Consider the following 16,792-nt stretch of genomic DNA (forward strand, 5'->3'; position numbering starts at 1 on the left):
CCGGCCGAGCTCGGTGATCCGCCCGGCACTCTGCGCTACGAGGTCGTCGACCCCACCGAGCGGGTGCCGGACACGGTGGGGGAGGTGCGGTTCTACGTGCCGCCGTACCAGGTGGGCAGCCGCGTCGGCGAGGTGCTGCCGCGGATGACCGGACTGGAGGTCGTCCAGACCCTGACCGCCGGCGTCGACAACCTGCGCGGCCTCGTGCCGCCGGGCGTGACGCTCTGCAACGGCCGCGGCATCCACGACACCTCCACCGCCGAGCTGGCGCTCACGTTGATCCTGAGCAGCCTGCGCGGCATCCCGGACTTCGTGCGCGCGGAGGATCGCCACGAGTGGGCGCCCGGTTGGCGGCCCGCGCTCGCCGACAAGCAGGTCCTGATCGTGGGGTACGGCGCCATCGGGCGGGCGATCGAGGCCCGCCTGCTGCCGTTCGAGGTCGACGTCACGAAGGTCGCCCGGACAGCCCGCGACGGCGTGCACGGCATCGACGAGCTCCCGGCCCTGCTGCCCCACGCGGACGTCGTCGTGCTGGTCGTGCCGCTGACCGAAGCCACGCGAGGCCTGGTCGACGTGGGCTTCCTGGCCGCGATGAAGGACGGTGCGCTGCTGGTCAACGTCGCCCGCGGCGCGGTCGTGGACACCTCGGCCCTCGTCGCTGCGCTCGACAGCGGCCGGGTCCGGGCCGCCCTCGACGTGACCGACCCCGAGCCGCTGCCCGAGGACCACCCGCTCTGGGGCGCCCCCGGCCTGCTGATCGCCCCGCACGTCGGCGGCGCGAGCAGCGCGATGTGGCCACGGGCGCACCGGCTGGTGCGCGACCAGCCGCACCGTTACGCCGGGGGCGAGCCCCTCGTGAACGTGATGGCCGGCGACTACTGAGCGGTCCCCGGCTCGCCGAGCTCGGCCAGTGCGTCGTCCCCGCCCTCGCCGTACGCGCGCCAGTCGGCGGCGGCGCGCAGCTGCTCCGGTGCGACCGCGAGCCAGCGACCGTGGGCGGCGTCCAAGGCCTCGGACTCCTCGAGGCCGCGGCGCAGCTCGCGCAGCACCGTCGCGGCGGCGTACGCCCGGCCCTCCTGGTACTTCCCGCCCGGGAAGGCGGAGCCTGATCGGGCGATGCTGCACAGCGAGGCGCCGCCGGCGAGCGCCGTGAGCTGGGCCTCGGCGTCGGCGCGGAGGGCCGCGGCCCGCTCGGCCAGTCCGGTGTGGGCGGTCACCGTCCCAGTATCGCCGGGCTGTGGAGCAGTGCGGGCAGGGGTGCGCGCTCCCCGTAGACTCCGCAGCGTGGCAGGGCGGATCCGCGAGGAGGACATCGCGACGGTGCGCGAGAAGGCGCGCATCGACGACGTCGTCTCGCAGTACGTCACGCTGCGCAACGCCGGCGGCGGCTCCCAGAAGGGGCTCTGCCCGTTCCACGACGAGAAGTCGCCGTCGTTCAACGTCAACCCGAGTCGCGGATTCTTCCATTGCTTCGGCTGCGGCGAAGGCGGCGACGTCATCACCTTCTTGATGAAGATCGACGGGCTGACCTTCGGTGAGGCCGTCGAGCGGCTCGCGGAGAAGGTCGGCGTCCAGCTGCGCCGGGAAGAGGGCGACGTCCGCGAGGAGCGCCCCAAGGGCCCGCCCCGGCGCAGGCTCATCGAGGCGCATCAGATCGCCCAGGCCTACTACGCCGACCAGCTCTCCAGCCCGGACGCGCTGGTCGCCCGCCAGTTCCTCGGCGAGCGCGGCTTCGACCAGGCCGCTGCGGAGCACTTCGGCATCGGCTTCGCCCCGCGCGACGGCGACGCCCTCAAGACGGTCCTGCGGCAGAAGGGCTTCAGCGCCGAGGAGATGACCGTCGGGGGCCTGATCGGGCCGTCGGGCTACGACCGGTTCCGCGGCCGCCTGCTGTGGCCGATCCGCGACGCGAGCGGCGACACGATCGGCTTCGGCGCCCGGCGGATCTTCGACGACGACCGCATCGACGCGAAGTACCTCAACACCTCCGAGACCCCGATCTACAAGAAGAGCCAGGTGCTCTACGGCATCGACCTGGCCCGCCGCGACATCGGCCGCTCCTCGCAGGCCGTCATCGTCGAGGGCTACACCGACGTGATGGCCTGCCACCTCTCGGGCGTGACCACGGCGGTCGCCACCTGCGGCACGGCGTTCGGCGAGGACCACTCCCGGGTGCTGCGCCGGTTCCTCAACGACCACGAGGAGTTCCGCGGCGAGGTGATCTTCACCTTCGACGGCGACGCCGCGGGCCAGAAGGCCGCGCTGCGCGCGTTCGGCGGCGACCAGAACTTCGTCTCGCAGACCTACGTGGCGGTCGAGCCCGACGGGCTGGACCCGTGCGACCTGCGGATCAAGCAGGGCGACGCCGCGGTCCGTGAGCTCGTCGCTCGGCGGGTGCCGCTGTACCGCTTCGTGCTCACCAACGTCGTCGGCAAGTACGACCTCGACCGGGCCGACGGCCGGGTCGACGCGCTGCGGGAGGGCGCCCGTCTGGTCTCGAGCATCCGCGACAGGTCGAAGGTCGACGCGTTCGCCCGCGAGCTGGCCGGGATGGTCGGCCTCGACGTCGAGGAGGCCCGTGCCGAGGTACGGAGGTCGGCTTCCCGGCAGGCCCGCGACGTCCGTGGTGGCGGTGGCCAGCAGGCGCCGACCGAGCCGGCGCCGCGGACCGCCGTACCCGACCTGCGCGACCCGCGGTTCGCGACCGAGCGCGAGACGCTGCAGCTGGTCATCCAGCACCCGATGACGATCGGTCGCAGCACCGCCGACATCGGCGTCAACGACTTCACGCACCCGACCTACCGCGGGGTGTGGGAGCTCGTCGCCGCCGCGGGCGGACCCGGCGCCGGCGCCGGCGACCCCACGTGGGCCAACCGGCTGCGAGACGCCGCCACCGACCCGGCGGTCTCCTCGGTGATCAGCGCGCTCGCGGTCGAGCCGCTCAAGAAGGAGCCCGATGCGGCGTACGTCGCTCAGCACGTCTTCCGGCTGCTCGAGCTGACCGCGGCCCGGCGGATCGCCGCGATCAAGTCCAAGCTGCAGCGCACCAACCCCGTCGAGCAGCCCGAGGAGTTCAACAAGATGTTCGGCGAGCTGGCCGCGCTCGAGGCGCACCGCCGCGCGCTGCGCGACCGGCTCACCGGGGGCGCGACGTGAGAGGGCTGCGCCGCGAGCGCCCACCGATCCGGGTCGAGCGAGGGGAGCGGCTGCTCGCGGATGCGGCGGCGGCCGAGGGCCACCTCGGCGGCACCCGCGACGCGCTGTACTTCGTCCACGCGCGCGGCGGCTCGACGTTCGAGCTCACCGAGACGCTCCGCATCGCGTGGGAGGACGTCGAGGCCGCCGACTGGGACCAGGAGACCTCCGTGCTGCGGGTCACCGAGGTCGGCAGCTGGGGCGAGGAGCGCCCCGAGCACCGGTTCACCCTCGACGAGCCAGGCCGCCTGCTCGAGCTGGTCCGCGAGCGCGTCACCGCCAGCATCGTGCTGCAGCGACACGTGCCGGTCGACGGGCGCCGCGGCCTGCGGGTGATCGCCCGGCGTGCGCCGCGCGGCGACCGCCCGGTGCAGTGGATCTACGAGTACGACGAGGGTGTCGACCCGGACGATCCCGAGGTCCAGCGGCTCGCCCGGGAGGCGCTCGCGGCCGCGGTCCGCGACGTCGGACTGGGCTGACTCCTCTCCCGTCGAGACACCAGAACTGACTGCGTTTCGACCCCAGAAGCAGCCACTTCTGGTGTCTCGACGCCGGTCGCCGAGCCCGGGTCCGCCCGAACGCGCGCGACCGACCACCTCAATTTTCCTTGCTGCTGCCCGATTGCTAACCTGTGCGGGCTGCACCGATCCCCTGTAGCTCAACTGGCAGAGCATTCGGCTGTTAACCGGAGGGTTGTTGGTTCGAGTCCAACCGGGGGAGCAGAGAGAGGCCCTGGCCGGCGACGGAGATATCCGCGCAGGTCAGGGCCTCTGGCGTGTCAGGGGTTCGCCGTCATGAGGACGGGGCGACCGAGGTGGTAGCCCTGCCCGAGTGGGACGCCGATCTCGCGCAGCGCGTCGACGTCCTCGGCCGTCTCGATCCCTTCGGCGATGAGCCGGACCCCGGCGCTGGCGGCGAAGCTCGCCAGGCCGTGCGTCATGGCCCGGCGGAGGGGGTCGTCGCGCAGGCCGGTGACGATCGCCCGGTCGAACTTGATCACGTCCGGTGCCAGCTCCAGGATCTGCTCCAGGCCGGCATAGCCGGCACCGACGTCGTCGATGGCCACCAGTACGCCGGCCTCGCGCAGTCGGTCCAGGGAGCGGCCGAGCGCCTCGTAGCCCACGATCCTGGTGTGCTCGGTGATCTCGACCATCACCCCCGGCGCCGAGGCCAGCAGGTCGACCAGCGGCCGGTGCGACAAGGACGCGGCGGCGACGTTCACCGAGAGCGTCGCCTCCTGGGGGAGCATCGGCAGCAGCGCCAGGGCGTTCGTCACGGCGGCGGTCTCCAGGAACGGGCCCATGCCGACGCCGGTCGCCTCGTGGAACCAGCGTGCGGTGTCCCACCCCGGTGCCGCGCCGTCGGCGGCCGTGAACCGGGCCAGGGCCTCGTGGCCCACGACGTCCTCGGTCGCGAGCTCGACGATGGGCTGCAGCGCGATCCGCGGGCAGTCGGCCAGGACGGCGTTCAGCACCCTCGTGCGGACCCGGCCGACGTGCTCCTCGTGACGAAGGATCGTCTCCATGTGGGGACCGACGAGGTCGGCGAAGAGGCGCAGCACCTGCAGGTCGCGCTCGCGCAGGGTCTCGTCGGGGCGGTGGCTGAAGCAGCACAGGGTGCCCATCGGCTCCCCGGTGGAGCGGATCAGGGGCACCGAGAGGTGGGCGCCGATCGGCGCCTCGGTGGTCACCGCGAGATCGGCGACGCCGGGCTCGCGGCGGGCGTCGAGGATCAGCTGCGGGATCCGTCCGGCGATGACCCGGCCGCAGTAGGTGTCCTCGGTCGGGTCGCCGTCGCCGGGCAGGTCCGCGGGTGAGGTGACCGGCTCGCCCGCGACGGCGTCGACGTAGGCGAAGAAGCGGCAGCCGTCACGGATCGTCGACACGAAGGCGACGTCCATGCCGAGGTGGCGGCGCAGCGTCGCCAGCCCCGCCTGGATGACGCCGCCCGAGCAGGACGGGTCCGGCGGCAGCGCGAGCGCAGCCAGTCCGACGGCCGAGATCTGTTCCCCCAACGGAACCCCCTTGGACCGACCTCACGGTAGACGAGGATCGGCGCCGGCGGAACCCGGAGGGCGGGCATCGGCCGGGGCGGACTACTCGCCCCAGCCCATCGGGAACACCTCGAACGCCGCCGCCAGCGGGGTGCCGAGCCGCTGGCCGGTCTGCCGGCCGAAGCCCTCGAGGAACTCCCGGGAGTCGAAGTGCTCCCACCCGAGGCCGTCGATGTAGGCGCGGTGCGCCTCGAGCGACGCGACGCCGGCCTCGAACGTGTCGGTGGTGTCGACGGCGTGCGTGGCCTGCGGGGAGCCGAACGCCCACACGGCACGCACCCCGCCCCAGGGCTCCAGCCCGTCGGTCAGCTGCTCGGCGAACACCCACCGGTTCCCGGCGTCGCGCACCGCGTCGACCACGGCACGGCCGGTTGCGATGTGGTCGGCCTGGTTGAGGTTCGCCCCGCCCCAGGTGTCGCGGAAGTTGCCGGTGATCACGACGTCGGGGCGGAAGCGGCGTACGACGTGCGCGATCTCGCGGCGCAGCGGTACGCCGTACTCCAGCACCCCGTCGGGCTGGTGCAGGAACTCCACCGCCGAGACGCCGACGATCCGGGCGGACTCGACCTGCTCGGCCTCCCGGACGACGCGGCACTCGTCGGGGGGCATGGCGTCGATGCCGGCCTCGCCGCTGGTCACCATGCAGTAGGTGACGTCCTTGCCCTGGCCGGTCCAGCGGGCGACGGCGGCCGCGGCGCCGAACTCCATGTCGTCCGGGTGGGCCACGACGCACAGAGCCCGCTCCCAGTCCTCGGGCAGCGGCTCGAGGGTCGCGAGTGGTTCGTTCATCTCCTACCTCCTGGCGTCGAGCATGACAGGCTGCGCCTCATGAAGCGGTACGCCGATCTCGCGCTCCGGCTGCCCCCGGCCAGCGAACGGTGGGCCGGCGACGCCTTCCGCGCCGAGCTGCGCGCGTGGGTCACCGCGGCGGTGGGGGAGCCCCGGTCGCTGCAGCCGGTCACGCTGCGCCCGTGGGCGACGGTGTGGCGTGCCGAGACCGCGACCGGCGTCTTCTACGCGAAGCAGAACTGTGCGACGCAGTCCTTCGAGGCCGCGCTCGTCGTGGCTCTCAACGACCTCGCGGCCCGGCACGTCGTGCCGGTCACCGCCGCCGACACGACCCGCGGGCTGTTCCTCACGCCGGACCTCGGGACGCCCCTCGGCGACGCGGAGCTCGGTGCCGACGACGCCATCGACCTGTGGTGCCGGGTGGTCGCGTCCGGCGCCCACCTGCAGCTGGAGGTCGCCCGCTACGTCGAGCGGCTCACCTCGGCCGGACTCACCACGCTGGCGCCCGCCGACTGCGTGGGGTACGTCGAGGAGCAGCTGGGCGGGTTCGAGGCGCTGCCCGCCGGAGACCCCCGGGCGATGCCGGCACAGGACGTCGCGGCGGTGCGGGCGGCGCTGCCGCGGGTCGCCGAGTGGGCCGACCAGGTCGCGGCCCTGGGCCTGCCGCTGACGCTGTGCCACAACGACCTCCACGGCCACAACGTCTTCGACCTCGGCGGGGAGCTGCGGTTCTTCGACTTCGCCGACGCGCTGGTGACCGAGCCGCTCGCGGCGCTCCTGGTGCCCCTCAACGCGCTCGCGCACCGCCGGTCGCTGCCGCCCGAGGACCCCGAGCTGCGTCGCGTCGCCGACGCGGGTCTCGAGGTCTGGAGCGAGTACGCCCCGATGGCGCAGCTGCGCGCGGCGCTCCCGGCGGCGCTCCGGCTCGGCCGCCTGGCCCGCGTGGAGTCCTGGATCCGCTGCACCGCGCCCGCGAACGACACCGAGCTGGCGCGGTGGGGCGACCGGCCGGCGTACTGGCTGGCCGCGCTCACGACGCCGCCGCCGGTCCGACCTTGACATGCAGCCAAATGGCTGCATGAAATGGGTGGGTGTCCATGGATGCGGTCTTCAAGGCGCTCGCCGACCCCACGCGGCGCGCGCTCCTCGACCGGCTCCGGGACCGCAACGGCCAGACGCTCGGTGAGCTCTGCGCCGGGTTGGAGATGGCCCGGCAGTCGGTGAGCAAGCACCTCGCGATCCTGGAGGACGCGGGCGTGGTGACGACGCAGTGGCGCGGACGCGAGAAGGTCCACCACCTCGACGCCGCCCCGCTCCACGACGTCGCCGAGCGCTGGCTGAGCCGCTACGACCGCGATCGGGCCGAGGCCCTCGCGGACCTCAAGACCGCCCTGGAGGCAACGCCCATGACCACCCCCGCGACCACCACCCACGAGTTCGTCTACACCACCTACATCCGCACCACGCCCGAGCGGCTCTGGCAGGCGCTCACCGACCCGGCGTTCACCCGGCGCTACTGGGGCGCGGAGCTCACCTCGACCTGGGAGGTCGGTGCACCGGTCACCTGGCAGTACGCCGGCGCCACCATGGCCGACCCGCGCCAGGTCGTCGTCGAGTCCGACCCGCCGCGCCGGCTGTCGTACCGGTGGCACGCGATCACCCCGGAGTTCGTCGCGGCCGTCGGCGGCGGCAAGGAGGACTGGGCGGCGCCGGCCGCGGAGCCGCTCTCGCTGGCCACCTTCGACCTCGAACCCGTGGCGGAGACCGTCCGGCTCCGGGTCACCCACGGCGACTTCGCGGCCGACAGCGCGATCCTGCCCGGCATCCGTGAGGGCTGGCCGGAGATCCTGGCCAGCCTCAAGTCGCTGCTCGAGACCGGCGAGCCGCTGCCGATGTGAGCGGCCCGACCCCGGCGGGTACCCATCCGCCATGAGCTTCCCTCTGAGCCGCCTGATGTCGACCGCGACGGCGGGGTACGCCGGCTACTGCCTGGCCCGTCCGGCCCACCTGCCGGAGGCCCTGCACGCCGGCCGCCAGGACCGCGACGGCCTCGAGCTGCTGGCCCGCACCTACGGCGTACGGGACGCCGCGATCAGTGCCGCCGCGCTGTTCGGCCGCTCGCCGCGGACGGTGCGCACCGCGATGCTGCTGCGCATCGCCATGGACCTCGGCGACGGCGCGTTGCTGGCCGCGCGCACCGACGACGCGGACCTGCGCCGCAAGGTCCGGACCGTCACGCTGGGGTGGGCGGGCCTCAACGCGCTCGCGCTCGCCATCGACTCGGCGCGCGACGAACACTAGACCGGTGGGCGAGATCCGCGTCGGCATCTCCGGGTGGACCTACGCCGGCTGGCGCGGCGACTTCTACCCGAAGGGCCTGCGCCAGCGCGACGAGCTCGCCTACGCGGCCGAGCGGATGGGCTCGGTGGAGATCAACGGCTCCTTCTACAGCCTCCAGCGGCCCACGTCGTACGCCTCCTGGCGCGACCAGACGCCCGACGACTTCGTGTTCGCGGTCAAGGGCGGCCGGTTCGTGACGCACATGAAGAGGCTGCGCGACGTCGAGGCGCCGCTGGCGAACTTCTTCGCCTCCGGGGTGCTGGCGCTCGGCCCCAAGCTGGGGCCGTTCCTGTGGCAGCTGCCCGAGCGCCTGGAGTACGACGCGGACCTGCTCGCGTCGTTCTTCGCCCAGCTGCCGCGGACCGTGGGGGAGGTCGCGGCGCTCGCGGAGCGTCACGACGCGAAGGTGCCCGAGGAGCGCGCGCTGACGACCGCGCCCGCCGGCCTGTCGGGGCAGCGGGTGCGACATGCGCTGGAGTTCCGCAGTGCGTCGTTCTGCACCGACGAGGCGTTCGCGCTGCTGCGTGAGCACGACGTCGCCTGCGTGGTCGCCGACACCGCCGGCCGGTGGCCGATGGCCGAGGCGGTCACCTCCGACCTCGTGTACGTCCGCCTGCACGGCGACCAGGAGCTCTACACGAGCGGGTACGGCGATGCGGCGCTCGACCGCTGGGCCGACAAGTGCCGCGCGTGGGCCGAGGTGGCGGACGTCGTCGTCTACTTCGACAACGACGCGAAGGGATTCGCGCCCCACGACGCCCTCCGGCTGATCGACCGGCTCTGATCGCCCACTAGGCTCGCGTCCGCACGGGGCGGTAGCTCAGTCGGTCAGAGCAGAGGACTCATAATCCTTGGGTCGTGGGTTCGAGCCCCACCCGCCCCACCGCCCGCCTGTTTGCCTTCGGCTGACGGGTGACCCTCGGCGAGCTCCTCCACCCGGGCGTGGCGTACCCGTCGCGACGGTGCCGTGACCGCCCGATGTCTGGACGACCCAGCGTCCCGTGGCTATCTTGCGTCCGTGGTCAGCGTCGAGCAGATCCGGGCGTGGGCGATGGCGTTGCCGGAAGCAAGCGAGAAGCAGCACTTCCGACTCAAGGTCCCGCTGTGGCAGGTGCGTGGCAAGACCTTCCTGGGCATGGGCGGTGACGAGACCACCGCCGTCTTCTGTATTCCTGAAGAGGCCGCGGCGGAGGTAGTGGCCGCCGATCCGGAGCTCGGTACGCCCGTACGGCGCTCAGACGCCACACGCAGCTTCCTCGGACTCGAGGTGCAGTTGCGAGGCATTGCTCCGGAGCGCGCCGAAGCCCTTGTCGTCGAGGCTTGGAGGGCACAGGCACCGAAGCGACTGGTCAGCGAGCTCCTCGGCTGACCAGTCGCCGTCCCTGGATCCCCATGATCCTTGCGCCGTGGATCAGACTCTCACCCGACCCACTCATCCCGCCGCACGGCATGACCTACGCCCCTGGCCCTGGGTCACGGTGCGCGGCAGGCTCGGGCCATGGCGAAGAGAGAGTCCCGCGGCTGGTTGCCCCCGCGGTGGTTCATCCGGGCGTTCTGGCACGCCCACCGGTGGCTGGTGCGCCGGACCGACGGCCGGCGGGGGTTGTGGCTGCCCAAGACCGGGGGCAAGAAGGACGGCTGGGGCGCGCTGCGGCTGACCACGACCGGCCGCCGCACGGGCGCGGAGCGCCAGGTGATCGTCGGCTACTTCGAGGACGGCGACGACCTGGTCACGATGGCGATGAACGGCTGGGGCGCGGCCGAGCCGGCTTGGTGGCTCAACCTCCAGGCGCACCCCGACGCCGTGGTGCAGACCAAGGACGGCGTCCGCCCCGTGCGCGCCCGCCGGGCCGAGGGCGCGGAGCGCGAGCGGCTGTGGGCGCGGTGGGCCGAGCTGGACGCCAACCTCGACGGGTACGCCGCGCGGCGGCCGGTCGAGACCGCGGTGGTGGTCTTCGAGCCGCGGGAGGGGGGCCGTCCGGTCTCCGCATAGGCCGAGCTCAGCGCCAGCGAGCCAGCGTGGCGGCGACCTCGTCGATCGAGGGCTCGCGTCGCGCGACGGACATCACCAGCTCGTACGCCGCGTCGTCTGACGCCTCGAGCGCGACCTCGTTGAGCCCGTAGAAGACGACCACCGCGAGCCACCCGAGGAGCTCGTTGCCGTCAACCAGAGCGTGGTTGCCGACCAGGGAGTCGAGCAGGACGGCCGCCTTCAGGTCGAGCCCCGGATAGGCCTCCCGGCCATAGACGACGGCGTGGGGCCGGTGTGCCGCGGAGTCGAGGAGACCGAGGTCGCCGACCGGCCCGACGTCGAGGTCGTTCACCAGCCGCAGGAGGTCCTCCGTCGTGAGAGGAACGGTCACCGGCCCAGTCGGTCGAGCACGTCCGCGTAGCGCTCACGCGCCTCGGCGGACAGCTCGGCGACCCGTGCCTCGTGCCCGCGGCGCGCGGCCGCCTCGCGGATAGCGCGGAGAGTGGCCTCGTGCCGGCTCACTCCTTCGGACTCGGCGAGCGCGGCAAGGAGGCGCTCGTCCTCCGGCGTCAGTCTCAAGGTCATCGCCATGCGGAAGATGGTGCCGAACTGGTATCACGCGAGGGGCCGGACTGACCGGGCCGATGCTCCCCCCATGCGGACATCGGCCCGGTCAGGCCGGGGTCGGCTCAGCCGACCGTCTCCTGCAGCCGCCGGGAGGTGGCGGCCAGGTCGTGCGCGGCGGTCCGGATGCCCTCGAGCTCGGCTCGGGTGGCGCGGGACGCGTCGTCGACGAGCTCCAGGGTCGAGGCGATGTCGCGGCCCCGGTCGGCGGTGTCGGTGAGGCTGCCGGCGATCGCCGCGGTGGTCGCGGTCTGCTCCTCGACCGCACCGGCGATCGAGTTCTGGAAGTCGCTGATCCGGCCGATGATCTCCTGGATCCGGCTGATCTCGGTCGCGGCCTCGGCGACGGCGTTCTGGATGGACTCGACCCGGGTCGAGATGTCCCCGGTCGCCCGGCTGGTCTCCTGCGCGAGCTCCTTGACCTCGCCGGCCACGACCGCGAACCCCTTGCCGGCGTCGCCCGCCCGGGCGGCCTCGATCGTCGCGTTGAGCGCGAGCAGGTTCGTCTGCTCGGCGATCGCGGTGATCACCTTGACGACGTTGCCGATCTCGGCCGACGACTCGCCCAGGGCGCCGACGACGTGGTTGGTGCTGTCGGCGATCTCGACCGCCTCGCCCGCGATCCGCGCCAGGGACGAGGTGTTCTGCGCGATCTCGTTGATCGAGGCCCCCATCTGCTTGGTGCCGGCGGCGACCGACTCGATCCCCATGCTCACCTCGTGCGCGGAGGCCGACGCGGTCGCGGTCTGCTCGGCGGTGCGCTCGGCGCTCTCGGTGATGCCGTCGCTGGTCTCGACCAGGCTGGTCACGGCCGCGTCGAGCTGGCGGGCCGCGTCGCTGACGTTCGATGCCACCTCCGCGGACCGGTCCAGGGTGCCGTTGAGGGCGACCGCGAGCTTCTCGAGCTCGTTGTGCCGAGCACCCTCGGGCAGCCGGGTCTTGAGGTCACCGCTCGCGAGCAGCGCCGTCGCCGAGCGGATCGGGCGCACGATCGTGCGGCCGATGACGAACGCCGCCGCGCCGACCACCACGATGACCAGCAGTCCGGTCAGCAGCAGGGCGACCGTCTCGTCCCAGGCGACCGAGCTGACGTCGTCGACGTAGATGCCCGAGCCGATGATCCAGCCCCACGGCTCGTAGCCCGCGACGTAGGAGACCTTGGGCTGCGGAGCCTCGGCGCCCGGCTTGGGCCACTGGTACTCCACGAACCCGGCGCCCTTGTCGTGCACGACCTTCACCATGTCCACGAACAGCTTCTTGCCGTCCGGGTCCTCGGTGCTCGACAGGTCCGCTCCGTCCAGCTCCGGCTTGACCGGGTGCATGATCATCGTCGGCGTCATGTCGTTGATCCAGAAGTACTCCGTGCTCGAGTAGCGCAGCTGCTCGACCGCGGCCAGCGCGGCCTTCTGCGCCTCCTCGGTGGTGAGCCGGCCGGCTTGCTCCTCCTGGCCGTAGTAGGTGAGTACGCCGAGCGCGGTCTGCACCACCGACCGCGTCGCGGCCTTGCGCTCGGTGAGGATCCGGCCCTCCATGCGGGCCGAAGCAAGGGCTGCCAGCGCCGCGATGCCCACAGCGAACAGCACGACGATCACGATCAGCCGAGTCTGGATCGATGCGGACGAGAGTGAACGCGGTCGAGTCATGTCGGAACCATCGGAACAACCGAGGGGTTCTGAAGGATTTCTCGTGAACTGCCTCACAGTCCCGACGCACTGTCGGCCCGGACGGAGGATCGGGTCCCAGCTTGTCCGGTCCGACGAACACACGCCCGGCGCGCGTTCCTACGGTGAGTCCCCATGAGCACCAGCACCCTGCGCGAGGTCCAGACCTGGATCGCCGACCAGTTGCCCGCCCTGATCGAGAAGCACCAGGTGCCCGCGGCGGCGTACGCGGTCCTCGCCGGCGGCGAGGTCGTCGACGGGGCCGCCGGGCTGCTGAGCACGGCGACGCGGGTCGAGGCCACCGCCGACTCGGTCTTCCAGATCGGCTCGATCACCAAGCTGTGGACCGCGACGCTCGTCATGCAGCTCGCCGACGAGGGGAGGCTCGACCTCGACCAGCCGGTCCGCACCTACCTCCCGGAGTTCCAGATCGGCGACCGCGACGCCGCGGCGGCGATCACCGTCCACCAGCTGCTCACGCACACCGCCGGGTTCGAGGGCGACATCTTCACCGACACCGGGCTCGGCGACGACTGCGTGGAGAAGTACCTCGGTGTCCTCCACGACGTACCCCAGCTCTTCTCGCCCGGCGAGCGGTTCTCCTACAACAACGCCGGCTACGTGGTGCTCGGCCGCCTCGTCGAGGTGCTGCGCGGGAAGTCGTACGACGACTGCCTGCGCGAGCACCTGTTCGCGCCCCTCGGCCTCACGCACGCGGCCGCGAGCGTCTACGAGGCGATCACGTTCCGCGCGGCGATGGGCCACATCGTCAACGACCCTGAGCGGGGCCCCGAGCCCGCGCCGATCTGGGCGATGGCGCGGTCGAACTCCCCGGCCGGCTCCATGCTCGCGATGAGCCCGCGCGACCTGGTCACCTTCGCCCGGATGCACCTCGAGGACGGCCGCGCCGCCGACGGCACGCAGGTTCTCGCCCCCGGTACTCCGACCCGGATGCAGGCCCGCGAGGTCGGCCTGCCCTACCTCGGCGTCATGGGGACGTCCTGGGGGCTGGGCTTCGAGCGCTTCGACGTCCCGGAGGGCGACATCGTCGGCCACGACGGCAGCACCATCGGCCAGTACGCGTTCTTGCGGATGGTGCCGGAGGCCGGCGTCGCCGTCGCGGTGCTGACCAACGGCGGCGACGCGATGTCGCTCTACCACGAGGTCATCGGCCACGTGCTCGAGCAGCTCACCGACACCCGGCTGCCGGCGATGCCCACGCCGCCGGAGGCGCCCGAGCGCATCGACGCGAGCCGGTACGTCGGCACCTACTCCGCCGACGTCATGGACCTGGTCGTCACCCAGGACGACGAGGGGCGCATCTGGATCGAGACGATCCCCAAGGGCGAGATCGCCGAGATGGGCGCCCAGCGGGAGCTCACCGAGTTCGTGCCGTTCGGCGAGGACAGCGTGATCCCGCTCGAGGCCGACCGCGGCATGCACCTGCCCCACGCCTTCGTCGGCGACGACGGCGACGGGCACGCCCTCTACCTCCACGTCGGTCGCGCCATCCGGCGCGCCGGAGCCTGACCCACCCGCGAACCCGCCCACGCCACCCCCTGAGGAACCGTCATGAAGCTGACCGCGACCGCTCTCGGACTGTGCGTCACCACCGCTCTGCTCGCCGGCTGCGGCGGCGGCAGCGACTCCCCGGGGGCGTCGAACGGCGGGGGAGGGGACGGCGGCGAGTACGCCGACGGCGGCACGTTCACGATGGCGATCGCCGGTGACCCGGGCAAGCTCGACCCGCACTCCTCGGCGAGCAGCCAGCTGTTCGCGGTCAATCAGCTCGCCTACGACAACCTCGTGTCGGTCGACGGCAAGACCGGGGAGATCGAGTCCCAGCTCGCCAAGGACTGGTCCGTGGACGGCAAGACCGTGACGTTCACGCTCACCGACGGCATCACGTGCGCCGACGGCAGCGAGTTCACCGCCTCGACGGTCGCCGACAACATCGCCTACGTGGGCGACCCGAAGAACAAGAGCGCCTACCTCGGGACCTTCCTGCCCGTCGGCGCGACGGCGAAGGCCGACGACGCCGCGGGCACGGTGACCGTGACGCTCGCTCAGCCCGCGCCGTTCGTCCTCAACGGCTTCGGCAGCCTCCCCATGGTCTGCGAGTCGGGGTTGAAGGACCGCAAGAGCCTGGCGGACTCGACCGCGGGCACCGGCCCCTACGAGCTGAGCGAGGCGGTCCCGGGCGACCACTACACCTACCAGATCCGCGACGGCTACACCTGGGGCCCGGACGGGGCGACGACCGCCGAGGACGGCCTGCCCGACACCATCGTCATGAAGGTGATCCAGAACGAGGGCACCGCGGCCAACCTGCTGATCTCCGGGGAGATCAACGCCGCCACGATCCAGGGCCCCGACGCCAAACGGCTCGAGGCGCAGGACATGTTCCACACCAGCACCCCGGCGATGGCCGGCGAGCAGTGGTACAACCACGACGACGGCCACGCGACCGCCGACGCCGACGTCCGGATGGGGCTCACCCAGGCCCTCGACCTCGGTCAGCTCGCCTCCGTCGCGACCGCCGACGCCGGCGGCCCGGCCACGACGTTCGCGGCGCTCGAGCCGGTCGCGTGCCCCGGGGACTCGATCGGCCCGGCCCTGCCCGCGCAGGACGTCGACGCCGCCAAGGCCGCGCTCGACGGCAAGAAGTTCACGTTCCTCTACTCCAGCGCCGCGGGGAGCGCCCTGGCTGCGGCCGCCGAGCTCGCCGTCCAGCAGTGGGAGGCCGCCGGCGCCACCGTCACGGCCAAGGGCGTCGACGAGACCGCCCTGCAGGGCGCGATCTTCGGCACCGGCGACTGGGACATCGCCTGGGTCCCGCTGAACGTCAACAGCCCCGACCAGCTCGTGCCGTTCCTGTCCGGCCCGGGCCTGGCCGACGGCGGCACGAACTTCTCGGGCATCGACAACCAGGAGTACGCCGACGGGGTCGCTGCGGCCACCAAGACCAACGGCACCGAGGGGTGTGACGCCTGGTTGCAGGCCGAGTCGGCGCTGGTCGCCGCCGCCGACATCGTCCCGTTCGCCAACAACGAGGTGAAGACGTTCGGCAGCGGGGCCGAGTTCGACTACCCCGGGACGTTCATGCCCACCAGCATCCGCATGCTGGCGAAGTGAGCTGACCGATGAGCCTGGCGAGCTCGGTCGCCTCGACCCCGGCGCCACGGGTGGGGGTCGCCTCCCACCCGTGGGTCCGGTTCGGGCTGCGACGCCTCGGTCGACTGCTGGTCTCCCTGTGGGTGCTGGTGACCGCGTCGTTCCTGATGATCCACCTGATCCCCGGCGACCCCGTGCGAGCGGCGCTCGGCCCGACGGCCCCCGCCTCCCTCGTCGCGGCCCGGCGCGCGGAGATGGGGCTCGACGACCCGCTGCTCGTGCAGTACTGGCACTACCTCCAGCACCTGTTCACCGGTGACCTCGGCACCTCGATGATCTCCCAGCTGCCGGTCTCGCAGATCGTCTCCCAGCGGCTCCCCGCGACCCTGCAGCTGGCGCTGCTGGCGTTCGCGGTGGCGATCGCCGCCGCGGTGCCGCTCGGCGTCGCGATGGGCGTCCTGACGCGGCGCGGCCACGGCCGGCGTACCGAGCTGGCCTTCACGACCTCCAGCGTGGTGGTCGGGATCGTGCCCGACTTCCTGCTCGGCGTCGGGCTGGTCTACGTCTTCGGCGTCAGCCTCGGCTGGCTGCCGGTGGCGGGCGACGCGACGCCCAGCGCGTACGTGCTGCCGGTGCTCTCGCTCGCGATCGGCCCGGCCGCGATCCTGTCGCGGATCATCCGGGTCGAGATGGTGACGATCCTCGAGGCCGACTTCGTGCGCACCGCCCGGGCGAAGCGGCTGCCGGCCCGCACGATCTACCTCGGCCACGCCCTGCCCAACGCGCTGACTGCGTCGCTGACCCTCGGGGGTCTGCTGCTCAGCGCGATGGTCGCGGGCACCGTGCTCGTCGAGAACGTGTTCGCCTGGCCCGGGCTCGGCAGCACGATCGTGTCCTCGATCCTCAACAAGGACTACCAGGTCGTGCAGGCGATCGTGCTCGTGTACGGCGTCGGCGTGCTGCTCGTGAACACCCTCGTCGACGTGGCTCTCGCCCTGATCGACCCCCGCTCGACGATCCGGGAGGACTGATCGCCATGTGGCG

18 protein-coding genes and 2 tRNA genes are annotated in these 16,792 nt (G+C 72.4%); 14 read left to right on the forward strand and 6 right to left on the reverse strand.

Going from position 1 to position 16,792, the window contains the following annotated elements:
* The coding region (locus VGD85_RS03330; protein ID WP_331062029.1) for a 2-hydroxyacid dehydrogenase at positions 1-882 on the forward strand (882 nt) is incomplete at its 5' end.
* Here the strand turns inward: VGD85_RS03330 and VGD85_RS03335 are convergent.
* Complete coding sequence (locus tag VGD85_RS03335) at positions 876-1,217, reverse strand: hypothetical protein (protein ID WP_331062030.1); 342 nt, start codon at positions 1,215-1,217, stop codon at positions 876-878. The two genes, VGD85_RS03330 and VGD85_RS03335, sit on opposite strands and share 7 nt — an antisense overlap.
* 67 nt (positions 1,218-1,284) lie before the next feature.
* Between VGD85_RS03335 and dnaG the strand changes: the two genes are divergently transcribed.
* The 3 genes from dnaG (at position 1,285) to VGD85_RS03350 (ending at position 3,915) form a co-directional block, all read left to right on the forward strand.
* Positions 1,285-3,156: a DNA primase gene (gene dnaG, locus VGD85_RS03340; RefSeq protein WP_331062031.1), complete on the forward strand. Its 1,872-nt coding sequence runs from the start codon at positions 1,285-1,287 to the stop codon at positions 3,154-3,156.
* Entirely contained in the window at positions 3,153-3,674 is a 522-nt protein-coding gene (locus VGD85_RS03345) for a hypothetical protein (protein ID WP_331062032.1), read from the forward strand. Before dnaG ends, VGD85_RS03345 begins: the two co-directional genes overlap by 4 nt.
* Positions 3,675-3,842: 168 nt before the next feature.
* Positions 3,843-3,915 (forward strand) — tRNA-Asn (locus VGD85_RS03350).
* Between the two features lie 58 nt (positions 3,916-3,973).
* On the opposite strand, the gene VGD85_RS03355 is transcribed toward VGD85_RS03350, so the two are convergent.
* Positions 3,974-5,209 (reverse strand): EAL domain-containing protein, encoded by a 1,236-nt coding sequence (locus VGD85_RS03355; RefSeq protein ID WP_331062033.1) that lies wholly within the window; start codon positions 5,207-5,209, stop codon positions 3,974-3,976.
* Between the two features lie 81 nt (positions 5,210-5,290).
* The gene (locus VGD85_RS03360) at positions 5,291-6,037 is read right to left on the reverse strand and encodes a PIG-L deacetylase family protein (RefSeq protein WP_331062034.1); all 747 of its coding nucleotides are present in this window, start codon (positions 6,035-6,037) and stop codon (positions 5,291-5,293) included.
* Between the two features lie 39 nt (positions 6,038-6,076).
* Here VGD85_RS03360 and VGD85_RS03365 point away from each other — a divergent pair, with 39 nt between their 5' ends.
* From VGD85_RS03365 to VGD85_RS03395, 7 genes are all read left to right on the forward strand, one after another.
* A complete protein-coding gene (locus VGD85_RS03365) occupies positions 6,077-7,096 on the forward strand; it encodes a hypothetical protein (protein ID WP_331062035.1) in 1,020 nt (339 codons plus the stop codon).
* Positions 7,097-7,134: 38 nt separating this feature from the next.
* Positions 7,135-7,935, forward strand: a complete 801-nt coding sequence (locus tag VGD85_RS03370; RefSeq protein ID WP_331062036.1) for a metalloregulator ArsR/SmtB family transcription factor — start codon at positions 7,135-7,137, stop codon at positions 7,933-7,935.
* Between the two features lie 31 nt (positions 7,936-7,966).
* On the forward strand, positions 7,967-8,338 hold the full coding sequence (locus VGD85_RS03375; protein WP_331062037.1) for a hypothetical protein: 372 nt from the start codon (positions 7,967-7,969) through the stop codon (positions 8,336-8,338).
* A gap of 4 nt (positions 8,339-8,342) precedes the next feature.
* Entirely contained in the window at positions 8,343-9,161 is an 819-nt protein-coding gene (locus VGD85_RS03380) for a DUF72 domain-containing protein (protein WP_331062038.1), read from the forward strand.
* Between the two features lie 25 nt (positions 9,162-9,186).
* Positions 9,187-9,260: transfer RNA gene (locus VGD85_RS03385), tRNA-Ile, on the forward strand.
* 135 nt (positions 9,261-9,395) lie between these two features.
* A complete protein-coding gene (locus tag VGD85_RS03390) occupies positions 9,396-9,746 on the forward strand; it encodes an MmcQ/YjbR family DNA-binding protein (protein ID WP_331062039.1) in 351 nt (116 codons plus the stop codon).
* A 129-nt stretch (positions 9,747-9,875) separates the two neighbouring features.
* A complete protein-coding gene (locus tag VGD85_RS03395; RefSeq protein WP_331062040.1) occupies positions 9,876-10,370 on the forward strand; it encodes a nitroreductase/quinone reductase family protein in 495 nt (164 codons plus the stop codon).
* A gap of 7 nt (positions 10,371-10,377) precedes the next feature.
* On the opposite strand, the gene VGD85_RS03400 is transcribed toward VGD85_RS03395, so the two are convergent.
* From VGD85_RS03400 to VGD85_RS03410, 3 genes are all read right to left on the reverse strand, one after another.
* Complete coding sequence (locus VGD85_RS03400) at positions 10,378-10,740, reverse strand: type II toxin-antitoxin system death-on-curing family toxin (RefSeq protein WP_331062041.1); 363 nt, start codon at positions 10,738-10,740, stop codon at positions 10,378-10,380.
* A complete protein-coding gene (locus VGD85_RS03405; RefSeq protein WP_331062042.1) occupies positions 10,737-10,940 on the reverse strand; it encodes a CopG family transcriptional regulator in 204 nt (67 codons plus the stop codon). The genes VGD85_RS03400 and VGD85_RS03405 overlap by 4 nt, the downstream gene beginning before the upstream one ends.
* Positions 10,941-11,038: 98 nt before the next feature.
* Positions 11,039-12,556: a methyl-accepting chemotaxis protein gene (locus VGD85_RS03410; RefSeq protein ID WP_331062043.1), complete on the reverse strand. Its 1,518-nt coding sequence runs from the start codon at positions 12,554-12,556 to the stop codon at positions 11,039-11,041.
* 213 nt (positions 12,557-12,769) lie between these two features.
* Here VGD85_RS03410 and VGD85_RS03415 point away from each other — a divergent pair, with 213 nt between their 5' ends.
* The 3 genes from VGD85_RS03415 to VGD85_RS03425 are packed head-to-tail and all read left to right on the forward strand — an operon-like array spanning position 12,770 to position 16,779.
* Complete coding sequence (locus VGD85_RS03415) at positions 12,770-14,164, forward strand: serine hydrolase domain-containing protein (protein WP_331062044.1); 1,395 nt, start codon at positions 12,770-12,772, stop codon at positions 14,162-14,164.
* A 42-nt stretch (positions 14,165-14,206) separates the two neighbouring features.
* Positions 14,207-15,769 (forward strand): ABC transporter substrate-binding protein, encoded by a 1,563-nt coding sequence (locus VGD85_RS03420; protein ID WP_331062045.1) that lies wholly within the window; start codon positions 14,207-14,209, stop codon positions 15,767-15,769.
* Between the two features lie 8 nt (positions 15,770-15,777).
* Entirely contained in the window at positions 15,778-16,779 is a 1,002-nt protein-coding gene (locus VGD85_RS03425) for an ABC transporter permease (RefSeq protein ID WP_331062046.1), read from the forward strand.
* The last annotated feature ends 13 nt before the right edge of the window (positions 16,780-16,792 follow it).

It is taken from the genome of Nocardioides sp. (assembly GCF_036401255.1).
Classification (GTDB): domain Bacteria; phylum Actinomycetota; class Actinomycetes; order Propionibacteriales; family Nocardioidaceae; genus Nocardioides.

Coding starts and splice junctions, on each gene's coding strand:
- VGD85_RS03360 (WP_331062034.1), bottom strand. CDS start 6,037: ATGAACGAACCACTCGCGACCCTCGAGCCGCTGCCCGAGGACTGGGAG.
- VGD85_RS03365 (WP_331062035.1), top strand. CDS start 6,077: ATGAAGCGGTACGCCGATCTCGCGCTCCGGCTGCCCCCGGCCAGCGAA.
- VGD85_RS03370 (WP_331062036.1), top strand. CDS start 7,135: ATGGATGCGGTCTTCAAGGCGCTCGCCGACCCCACGCGGCGCGCGCTC.
- VGD85_RS03375 (WP_331062037.1), top strand. CDS start 7,967: ATGAGCTTCCCTCTGAGCCGCCTGATGTCGACCGCGACGGCGGGGTAC.
- VGD85_RS03395 (WP_331062040.1), top strand. CDS start 9,876: ATGGCGAAGAGAGAGTCCCGCGGCTGGTTGCCCCCGCGGTGGTTCATC.
- VGD85_RS03405 (WP_331062042.1), bottom strand. CDS start 10,940: ATGGCGATGACCTTGAGACTGACGCCGGAGGACGAGCGCCTCCTTGCC.
- VGD85_RS03415 (WP_331062044.1), top strand. CDS start 12,770: ATGAGCACCAGCACCCTGCGCGAGGTCCAGACCTGGATCGCCGACCAG.
- VGD85_RS03420 (WP_331062045.1), top strand. CDS start 14,207: ATGAAGCTGACCGCGACCGCTCTCGGACTGTGCGTCACCACCGCTCTG.
- VGD85_RS03425 (WP_331062046.1), top strand. CDS start 15,778: ATGAGCCTGGCGAGCTCGGTCGCCTCGACCCCGGCGCCACGGGTGGGG.